The 9,873-nt window shown below is 62.3% G+C and carries 9 protein-coding genes; 2 read left to right on the top strand and 7 right to left on the bottom strand.

What is annotated here, in order from left to right:
- The 6 genes from A7K61_RS29445 to A7K61_RS29420 form a co-directional block, all read right to left on the bottom strand.
- Positions 1-370, bottom strand: a 370-nt coding sequence (locus A7K61_RS29445; RefSeq protein WP_139129570.1) for an ATP-binding cassette domain-containing protein, incomplete at its 3' end; no start/stop codon positions are given.
- The gene (locus A7K61_RS29440) at positions 367-1,371 is read right to left on the bottom strand and encodes a substrate-binding domain-containing protein (RefSeq protein ID WP_069558932.1); all 1,005 of its coding nucleotides are present in this window, start codon (positions 1,369-1,371) and stop codon (positions 367-369) included. The genes A7K61_RS29445 and A7K61_RS29440, both read right to left, overlap by 4 nt.
- Positions 1,372-1,510: 139 nt before the next feature.
- Positions 1,511-2,374: an SMP-30/gluconolactonase/LRE family protein gene (locus A7K61_RS29435; RefSeq protein ID WP_069558931.1), complete on the bottom strand. Its 864-nt coding sequence runs from the start codon at positions 2,372-2,374 to the stop codon at positions 1,511-1,513.
- A 16-nt stretch (positions 2,375-2,390) separates the two neighbouring features.
- Positions 2,391-3,971, bottom strand: a complete 1,581-nt coding sequence (locus tag A7K61_RS29430) for an aldehyde dehydrogenase (NADP(+)) (protein WP_069558930.1) — start codon at positions 3,969-3,971, stop codon at positions 2,391-2,393.
- Between the two features lie 10 nt (positions 3,972-3,981).
- A complete protein-coding gene (gene araD1, locus A7K61_RS29425) occupies positions 3,982-4,974 on the bottom strand; it encodes an AraD1 family protein (protein ID WP_069558929.1) in 993 nt (330 codons plus the stop codon).
- Between the two features lie 16 nt (positions 4,975-4,990).
- Positions 4,991-6,313: an MFS transporter gene (locus A7K61_RS29420; RefSeq protein ID WP_034135673.1), complete on the bottom strand. Its 1,323-nt coding sequence runs from the start codon at positions 6,311-6,313 to the stop codon at positions 4,991-4,993.
- Positions 6,314-6,505: 192 nt separating this feature from the next.
- On the opposite strand from A7K61_RS29420, the gene A7K61_RS29415 reads away from it, so the two are divergent.
- Positions 6,506-8,242 (top strand): IlvD/Edd family dehydratase, encoded by a 1,737-nt coding sequence (locus A7K61_RS29415; RefSeq protein ID WP_019817288.1) that lies wholly within the window; start codon positions 6,506-6,508, stop codon positions 8,240-8,242.
- Positions 8,243-8,290: 48 nt separating this feature from the next.
- The gene (locus A7K61_RS29410) at positions 8,291-9,013 is read left to right on the top strand and encodes a FadR/GntR family transcriptional regulator (RefSeq protein ID WP_069558928.1); all 723 of its coding nucleotides are present in this window, start codon (positions 8,291-8,293) and stop codon (positions 9,011-9,013) included.
- 7 nt (positions 9,014-9,020) lie between these two features.
- Here A7K61_RS29410 and A7K61_RS29405 read toward each other — a convergent pair whose 3' ends face one another.
- On the bottom strand, positions 9,021-9,620 hold the full coding sequence (locus A7K61_RS29405) for a hypothetical protein (RefSeq protein WP_047710605.1): 600 nt from the start codon (positions 9,618-9,620) through the stop codon (positions 9,021-9,023).
- Between the last annotated feature and the right edge of the window lie 253 nt (positions 9,621-9,873).

Raw genomic sequence — 9,873 nt, 5'->3', positions numbered from 1 at the left:
TCAGGGCCTGCTTGCGCAGCAGGCCTCGGTTGACCACGCCAAAGCGCGTGGGCAAATGCCCGAGAAAGAGGTTCTCGGCCACGCTCATTTCCGGCACCAGGTGCAGCTCCTGGTGAATCACTGCCACACCGCTGGCAATGCTGTCGGCGGCGCATTTGAACGCCATGGTTTGCGCGCCGATCTGCACGGTGCCGCTGGATGGAATGTAGGCGCCGCCGAGGATTTTCAGCAAGGTCGATTTGCCGGCGCCGTTCTCGCCCATCAGCGCATGCACCTGGCCCGGGTGGGCGGTGAAGCAGATGCCATCCAGCGCCTTGACCCCGGGAAAGGTCTTGCCGATGCCGTCAAACCGCAGGGCCGCAGCGGTCATTTCCACAGCCCGATCTTGGTCAGTTCCGCTTGGAAGTTTTCGCGGGTGATCAGCGTCACTTCGTCCATGGCCGTGTATTTCGGCGGCTCGGTGCCCTGGGTGACCCACTCGTACATCATCTCGGCGGTTTTGTAGCCTTCAATGTGCGGGCTGGGCAGCATCGAACCAAAGAAGCCGCTGTTGGCTTTCTTCAATTCGCCGATGGCGTCGGTGCCATTGATGCCGATGCCGATCACATTGGCTGCGGCGAAACCGGCACTTTCGGTGGCGCGCACGCCGCCGAGCACGGTGTTGTCGTTCATGCCGCCGATGATCAGGTTCTTCGCCCCGCTTGGCAGCTTGACCAAGGCCGAGTTGGTGGCGTCCATGCTCCCGGGCACGTCGAGGGTTTTCAGGGGGGCGGTGAGGATGTGGTCCTTGGGAATACCCGCCTCCTCTAGGGATTTGATCGAGCCATCGGTGCGTTTCTTGCCGGTGTCGAGTTCGTTGAAGGTGTTGATCACCGCGTAGGTGTCCTTCCAGTCCCAACCGCGCTTTTTCGCTTCGGCGGCCATGGCGGCGCCCTGCTTCTGGCCGACTTCAAATGCGGCCATGCCCAGGTACGGCACGTCTTCCATGAAGTTGCCCTTGGCATCGACAAAGCGATCATCCACGGCCATCACTTTCAAGCCGTTGGCCTTGGCCTTGGCGACAATGGCCGGGCCCAGGGACACGTCCGGCGGGCAGATCACAAAACCCTTGGCGCCGTTGGCGGCCAGGCTGTCGATGGCCGAGAGGGTTTTCTCGCCGTCGGGCACCGCGATCTTGATGAGTTTGAAGCCTTTGTCCTGGGCGGCTTTTTCCGCAAACGCCCATTCAGTCTGGAACCAGGGCTCTTCGGCCTGCTTGACCAAAAAACCGATCTTCACTTCTTCAGCGGCCAGCAACAGGCCGCTCAAGCTCATGGCCGAGACCGCCACAGCGGCGCAGCACAGGGAACGCAAACCACGACGACAATTCATACGGGTGACTCCTTGTTGTTGTTTTTAGGTAGAACGTTGTAGGAGCGAGCTTGCTCGCGAAAACCCCGAGGGCGACGTGTTCATCCAGCCTGAACGCGTTATCGTTGACGTTTTTCGCGGGCAAGCCCGCTCCTACAGGTTATCCGGCGAAGCGGTGACAGGGTTTTCCGGGAACATCCATTTCAATCGCCAGTACCGCACCATCCAACGGATGCCCCGAGGGACTCGCGGCACTGGTGATGTACAGCGTGGTGAGCTCGGGCCCACCGAACACGCAACTGGTGGGACGGCTGACCGGTAGTTCGATGATGCGATCCACCTCACCTGAAGGCGTTAGCCGCAGCAGGCAACTGCCGTCCCAGCGCGCGTTCCAGATGTAGCCGTCGGCGTCCATGGCCGAGCCATCCGGCCCGCCGCGTGTGTGCGGCCCGAACCAGGCCTGGGCGGCGCCGAGTTGGCCGTCAGCCTGGATCGAATGCTGATAGAGCGTACCGTCCATGCTGTCGCCGAAATGCACCTGGCTGCCCGCCTCGTTCCAAAGCAAGGTGTTGGGAATGCCCAGGCCCGCCAACAACGGCGTGACCCGCGCATCGGCATCGATGCGAAACAAGCCACCGGAGCGCCGGGTAATCGGCAGGTCTTCGCCCTGCTCGCCTATGTTGTTCTGCATGGTGCCCAACCACAGCCGGCCCTGGGCATCGCAGCGTGCTTCATTGCCGCGGTTGCCCGTTTGCGGGTCGGCTACGCACAGCAGGGTCAAGGCTTCGGTGGCCAGGTCCAGGCGATACACACCGCTGCTCAAGGTCACCAGCGCATCACCGCTTTGACAGGGGATGAACGCCGAGACGTGCTCAGGCAATTGCCACACCTGCAACTGCCCCCCCATCAGACGCAGCGCCTGGCGGGCAGCGATATCCACCCAATACAGGGCCTGGGTCGGTGCATCCCAGAACGGCCCTTCGCCCAACCGGGCACGGTGCGGGGTGACTGCGCTCAACGACATGAAACCTCCTGATCAGTTACAGCGATTCGCGCGACGGCGTGCCATTTACCAGGCGCTGAATGCGCAAGGGGTTGGCGTTTTTCAACGCGTCGGGCAGCAGGCTATCAGGGTAGTTCTGGAAGCACACCGGGCGCAGGAAGCGGTCGATGGCCAAGGTGCCAACCGAGGTGCCACGCGCATCGGAAGTTGCCGGGTACGGCCCGCCGTGGACCATGGAATCGCACACTTCCACGCCAGTGGGGTAACCGTTGAGCAGGATGCGCCCGACTTTCTGTTCCAGCAGGGGCGTGAGTTCGGCGAACTGGTGCAGGTCGCCCGGTTCGCCGATGAGCGTGGCGGTCAACTGCCCGTGCAGCCCTTGCAGGGCGGCGCTGAGTTGCGCCTGGTCGGCTACTTCGACGAACACCGTGGTGGGGCCGAACACTTCCTCTTGCAGCACTTCGTCACCGTCAATCAACAGACGTACATCCGCCCTGAACAGTTGCGGTTGCGCCTGGTTGCCCGATTGCGCGCTGCCCGCCAGATGCTGGATGCCCGGGTGAGACAAGAGTTTTTCCAGGCCCTTGCCGTAGCTGCCCAGGGTGCCGGCATTAAGCATGGTTTGTGGCGGTTGCTCGCCGATCAATTGCGCGACCTGCTGAGTGAACGCGGTGAACGCAGACGAAGCGATACCGATCACCAGGCCTGGGTTGGTGCAGAACTGGCCGCAGCCTTGTACCACCGACGCGGTCAGGTCACGGGCAATGCTTTCAGCGCGGGCTTGCAGCGCCTGGGGCAGCACGATCACGGGGTTGATGCTCGACATCTCGGCAAACACCGGGATCGGTTGCGGGCGCGCCGCGGCCATGTCGCAGAGGGCGCGGCCGCCTTTGAGCGAGCCGGTAAAGCCTACCGCCTGGATCGCCGGGTGCTTGACCAGCGCCTCACCGACGCCGCCGCCAAAGATCATATTGAACACGCCAGCCGGCATCTCGGTTGCCTCGGCAGCACGAATGATCGCATCGGCCACGCGCTCGGCGGTCGCCATGTGCCCACTGTGGGCCTTGAACACCACCGGGCAGCCGGCGGCCAGCGCGGCAGCGGTGTCGCCGCCAGCCGTGGAAAATGCCAGGGGGAAGTTGCTGGCGCCGAACACCGCCACCGGGCCGAGGCCGATACGGTATTGGCGCAGGTCCGGGCGCGGCAGCGGCTGGCGCTCTGGCAGGGCCTTGTCGATACGTGCGCCGTAGAAGTCACCACGGCGCAGCACGGTGGCGAACAAGCGCATCTGGCCGCTGGTGCGCCCGCGTTCGCCTTTGATGCGTGCGGCCGGCAAGGCGGTTTCGCGGCAAACCAGTTCGACGAAATCATCGCCCAAGGCATCCAGTTCATCGGCCACTGCATCCAGGAACTGCGCACGCCGTGCGGCGCTCAAGGCGCGATAGGCCGGATAAGCCTGGGCCGCGGCCTGGGCGGCGGCATCCACTTCCTGGGCGGTGGCCTGGTAGAAATCCTGGGGCAAGGCTTCGCCGGTGGTGGCGTCGATGCTTTGCAGCTTGATGCTGCCGTTGGCGCTGCGCTGGCCGCCGATGTAGTTGTGGCCGAGGAACGGGGTCATGTTGATCTCCTTAAAGGGGGGTGACTTGGCCGGGTTCAAATGCCGCATCGCTGCTGCCGATACCGTTGATCAACGGCGCGCCGAATTCAGCCTGGCTGATCTCGAACACATCGCCCGGCTGGGTACGTATACCGTCGGCGAATGACAAGGTGGCGGTGCCGAAGAAGTGAATGTGCACATCGCCCGGCTTGAGGAACTGGCTGTATTTGAAGTGGTGGTATTCGAGGTTTTCCAGGCTGTGGCACATATTGGCCTCGCCGCTGAGGAATTCGTTCTGCCAGATGACTTCGCCGTTGCGCAGGATGCGGCTGGTGCCCGCCAGATGCTGGGGCAGTTCGCCCACGCGCAGCTCCGGGCCATAGCTGCAACTGCGCAGCTTGGAATGGGCCAGGTACAGGTAGTTCTTGCGCTCCATCACATGGTCGGAGAACTCGTTGCCCACCGCAAAACCCAGGCGATAGGGTTTACGGTCATGCCCGATCACATAGAGGCCGCCGATTTCCGGCTCTTCGCCGGCGTCTTCGGCGAACGGCGGCACCGGGAACGCCTGGCCCGGGCGCACGACGATGCTGCCATCGCCTTTGTAGAACCACTCTGGTTGCACACCGGCCTGGCCGGCGCCTGGTTTGCCGCCCTCCACGCCCCATTTGAAGATGCGCATGGTGTCGGTCATCGCGCTGTCGTCGCCGGCCTGCTGGTGCATCTTGTCGCGGGCCGAGGCGCTGCCCAGGTGGGTAAGGCCGGTGCCGCTGATCAGCATGTGGGCCGGGTCAGGGTGGTCCAGCGGGGGCAAAATTTTATGGTCCGCCAATAAGGCGGCGTAGTCATGGCTGCCGCCCAGGCCAAAGGCCTCCACCTGGTGCTGCAACTTGCCGCCGGCTTCGATAGCGGCCAGCGCCAGTTCACGCACGCTGTGGGCGCCGCGCACTTCGCGTACCTGGTTGCCTTCTACCACGCCGACGCGGCGCTCACCGTTGCTCAACTCGAACTGAACTAAACGCATGCGGGTTCTCCTGGATTTATGTGCGTGTGGCGCCACGGGCGCTGGCGGCGAATTGGTCGGCGGGCAGCACGTGCTTGCGCTCCAACAAGCGGTAGACCACAAGGGTCAGCAGCAGCCCGAACACCATCACACCGGATAAGAAATACAAGCCTGAGGCCAGGTTGCCGGTGTACTCCTTGAGCGCACCGATCACGAACGGGCCGATATAGCCGCCGAGGTTGCCCACCGAGTTGATCAAGGCAATACCGGCCGCCGCACTGGCGCCGGCAAAAAAGCGCCCCGGCAGGGTCCAGAACACCGCGGTGCAGGAAAACATTGCAAATGCCGCCAGGCACAGCGCGGCCATTTGCAGCACCGGCACGGTGAGCCAGGCGCTGCAGAACAGGCCGATGGCGCCCAGCACATAGAGCACGGCGAGATGGCCGTAACGGTCGTTCAAGCGGTCGGAACTGCGCGGGATGATCAACAGGCCGATGATGCCGAAGATATAGGGCACGGCGGAGATGAAGCCGGTGGTGAGGTCGCTGCCGCCAAACTGTTTGATCAGGGTCGGCAGCCACAGGCCGAGGCCGTAGATGCTCAAGGTCACCGGCAGGTAGAACAGCGCCAGCAGCAACACGCGCTTGTCCTTGAGCGCATGCAAGGGGTTGCCGTGGCGCGTCTGGCCGTAGGCTTGCAGGTCTTTGTGCAGCTCGCCGGTGAGCCAGGCTTTTTCTTCCTCGCTCATCCAGTTGACCTTTTGGGGGCCATCCGGCAGGTAACGCAGCACCGGCCAGGTCAGCAGGATCGCCGGGGTGCCGATCACGATAAACAGCCACTGCCAGCCATGCAGGCCGAGGATGCCGTCCATGCCGAGCAGACCGCCGGACACTGGACCGGTGATCATCATTGCAATGGGTTGGGAGAGGATGAACAGCCCGAGGATCTTGCCGCGATGGCGCACCGGGAACCATTGGGTGATGTAGTACAGCACGCCGGGAAAGAACCCCGCCTCCGCCGCGCCCAGCAGAAAGCGCATCACATAGAAGCTGTGCGGCCCCTGCACGAACGCCATGCCAATGGTGATGGCGCCCCAGGTGATCATGATGCGCGCAAACCAGCGCCGTGCGCCGAAGCGGTCGAGCATCAGGTTGCTGGGAATCTCGAACAGGAAATAGCCAATGAAAAACAACCCCGCACCCAGGCCATAGGCGGCGTCGCCGATGCCCACGTCAGCGCCCATGTGCAGCTTGGCGAAGCCCACGGCGGAACGGTCCACGTAGGCGATCAGGTACAGCAGGATCAGGAAGGGAATCAGTTTCAGCGTGATGCGCCGAATAAGCCGCAGTTCCTGGCTCATGGGGTCGATCTCCGATTGTTGTTTTTATAGAAGCTCGGGGGACGCCTCTCGCGAAAATCCGCCAGGGTCATACCTCAGTTGAGAAAGACTATATAGTATGACTATTTGCAAAACAACACTTCCAAAGCAGCGATTTTGCGCTTATGTTTAAGCACGCATAGAACATATAGTCATACAATAAGAGAATCGATCATGCCTGACAAAAAGCCCGGCCTACGCTCTGCCCAGTGGTTCGGTACCGCCGACAAGAACGGTTTCATGTACCGCAGCTGGATGAAGAACCAAGGCATTGCCGACCATCAGTTCCATGGCAAGCCGATCATCGGCATCTGCAACACCTGGTCGGAGCTGACGCCGTGCAACGCGCACTTCCGCCAGATCGCCGAGCACGTCAAGCGTGGCGTGATCGAGGCCGGTGGCTTCCCGGTGGAGTTCCCGGTGTTTTCCAACGGCGAATCCAACCTGCGCCCTACCGCCATGCTCACTCGCAACCTGGCGAGCATGGATGTGGAAGAAGCGATTCGCGGCAACCCGATTGATGGCGTGGTACTGCTCACCGGCTGTGACAAAACCACCCCGGCGCTGCTGATGGGCGCGGCCAGTTGTGATGTGCCGGCCATCGTGGTCACCGGCGGGCCGATGCTCAACGGCAAGCACAAGGGCCAGGACATCGGCTCGGGCACGGTGGTGTGGCAGCTCAGCGAACAGGTCAAGGCCGGCACCATCACCCTGGATGACTTCCTCGCGGCCGAGGGCGGCATGTCGCGTTCGGCGGGCACCTGCAACACCATGGGCACGGCTTCTACCATGGCGTGCATGGCCGAAGCACTGGGCACTTCCCTGCCCCACAACGCGGCGATTCCGGCGGTGGATGCGCGTCGCTATGTACTGGCGCACATGTCGGGCATGCGCGCCGTGGAGATGGTGCGTGAAGACTTGAAGCTGTCGAAGATCCTCACCAAGGAGGCGTTTGAAAACGCTATCCGCGTGAACGCAGCCATCGGCGGCTCGACCAACGCGGTGATCCACTTGAAAGCCATCGCCGGGCGCATCGGTGTCGAACTCGACCTGGATGACTGGACCCGCATCGGCCGCGGCATGCCGACCATTGTCGACCTGCAACCCTCCGGGCGCTTTCTGATGGAGGAGTTTTACTATGCCGGTGGCCTGCCCGCTGTGCTGCGCCGCCTGGGTGAAGCCAACCTGATCCCGCACCCCAACGCCTTGACCGTCAACGGCAAGTCCCTGGGCGAGAACACCCAGGACTCACCGATCTACGGCCAGGACGAAGTGATCCGCACCCTGGACAACCCGATCCGCGCCGACGGCGGCATCTGCGTGCTGCGCGGCAACCTCGCGCCCCTGGGCGCGGTGCTCAAGCCTTCGGCAGCGAGCCCCGAACTGATGCAGCACCGTGGCCGCGCCGTGGTGTTCGAAAACTTCGACATGTACAAGGCACGCATCAACGACCCGGAGCTGGACGTGGATGCCAACTCGATCCTGGTCATGAAAAACTGCGGCCCCAAGGGTTACCCAGGCATGGCCGAAGTCGGCAACATGGGCTTGCCCGCCAAGCTGCTGGCCCAGGGCGTGACGGACATGGTGCGCATTTCCGATGCACGCATGAGCGGCACCGCCTACGGCACCGTGGTATTGCACGTGGCACCGGAAGCCGCTGCCGGCGGGCCGTTGGCGACTGTGAAGGAAGGTGACTGGATCGAACTCGATTGCGCCAATGGCCGCCTGCACCTGGACATTCCCGACGCCGAGCTGGCAGCACGCATGGCCGACCTGCCGCCCGCGCAGAACCTCATCGTCGGCGGCTATCGCCAGCTGTACATCGACCATGTGCTGCAGGCCGACCAAGGCTGTGACTTTGACTTCCTGGTGGGCTGTCGCGGGGCGGAAGTCCCACGGCATTCCCACTAATTGGGATGCTATGATGCGGCGAATCTAAGCCAGAGCCTCCCCGTCGTTATGGATCACCAGCCGCCCAAGCCGCGCAAGAGCCAGCATGCCCAGATCGTTCAGGACTTGGGCATGCACATCGTTTCCGGTCGCTTCAAGCCCGAGGAACGGTTGCCCATGGAAGCCACGCTGTGCGAGGAATACCAGGTCAGCCGCTCGGTATTGCGCGAAGCCACGCGAGTGCTCAGCGCCAAGGGCCTGGTGTATTCCAAGCCACGGGTGGGCGCGGTGGTACGGCCACGCTTGAAATGGCACCTGCTCGACCCGGACGTGCTGTCCTGGTTGATGCGGTCCACGCCCCACAGCGAGTTCTTCAACACCCTGGCCGGGGTGCGCCGCATCCTCGAACCGGAGATCGCCGCCATGGCCGCGACCACCGCCACCGATGAAGACATCGCCACCATCGAACACGCCTACCAGGGCATGGAAACCGCCAAGACCCACGAGGAGCTGTTGCAGGCCGACCTGGACTTCCACCGCGCGATTGCCGACGCCACCCGCAACGACCTGCTCGCCTATATGTGCAACATGCTCTCGTTGCCGTTGCGCGAGTCGATCAACATCACCAACCGACGCCCGGACATCCAGGGCCTGAGTCTGCCGCGGCACAAGGCGATCCTAACGGCGATCCAGAACCGCGATGCCCTGGGCGCACGGCATGCGTCGCTGGTGCAACTGGATGACACGCGAGTGGCGCTGGACACGGTGATGAACGTGTTGACGCCGTTGTAAACCCGCGTCATTCCTGATTGTTATTGTTGGCCCTGGGGCAGCTGTTATCGCCCTCTTTTTTCAGCGCCAGGACGGCCTGGCGCTCGGACAGCAAGTGGGTGATGGCGCCGCCGATCGCCGCAGAAATCAACGCCAACGCCTCTTTAGGCAGATTGATCGCCGCCCAGGTCAACCCGCCGATCAGCAGGATGACAAACAGGATATTGAACCGTGACACCCCGAGTTTTATCGAGCGGACGATATCGGACGTGTCCTGCATTTTTTCGAAGCGTTTTAGGTCTTCGAACTTGCGCACCGATTCCAGGGTTTCCAGGTAATGGGTTTCGGCCCGCTTGAGTTTCTTGATCACATCGGCTTCAAGCATGATCTCCTCTATCTCGATCCTGACCAGGCTGATATTGGCGCCTGGGCGGCCGAGAATTTCCGAACTCAACGACCCCTCGGCCAGCTCGGCCAGCAGATAGGTATAGGAGGTTTCGCTGATGTCCTTGGCATATTTTTGCAAGGCTGAGGTGTAGCACTTGGTGGCGTATCGGGTGAACAGACGCTCGGCGTCGTTAGTCTTTTTGATCAGTTCTTCAACTTCGTCGATCAGTTCCCGTTCCATTTTTAATATCCCTATTAAGCGTGGCTTCGAAAAGCAATGAGCGCCGACCGCTGCGCTGGCACGTTAGGGGCAAACATCCCTCGATCAAGGGCCAGTGTCTACTGTCAAACCTGACAGGTGAATAGGAGGCAGGGCACTGTGGCGAGGGAGCTGGCTCGCCTGCGATAACCCTAGGTATCCACACAACTTTGCAGACCGTAGCAGCCAACGGTAACCACGATGCGAAGCGAGTCGCTCTTGATCTTGATCTTGA

It is taken from the genome of Pseudomonas sp. AP42 (genome assembly GCF_001728935.1).
Taxonomy (GTDB): Bacteria; Pseudomonadota; Gammaproteobacteria; order Pseudomonadales; family Pseudomonadaceae; genus Aquipseudomonas; species Aquipseudomonas lactis.
Note: the sequence above shows the minus strand (reverse complement) of the source record. Positions and strands in the feature narration are given on the sequence as shown.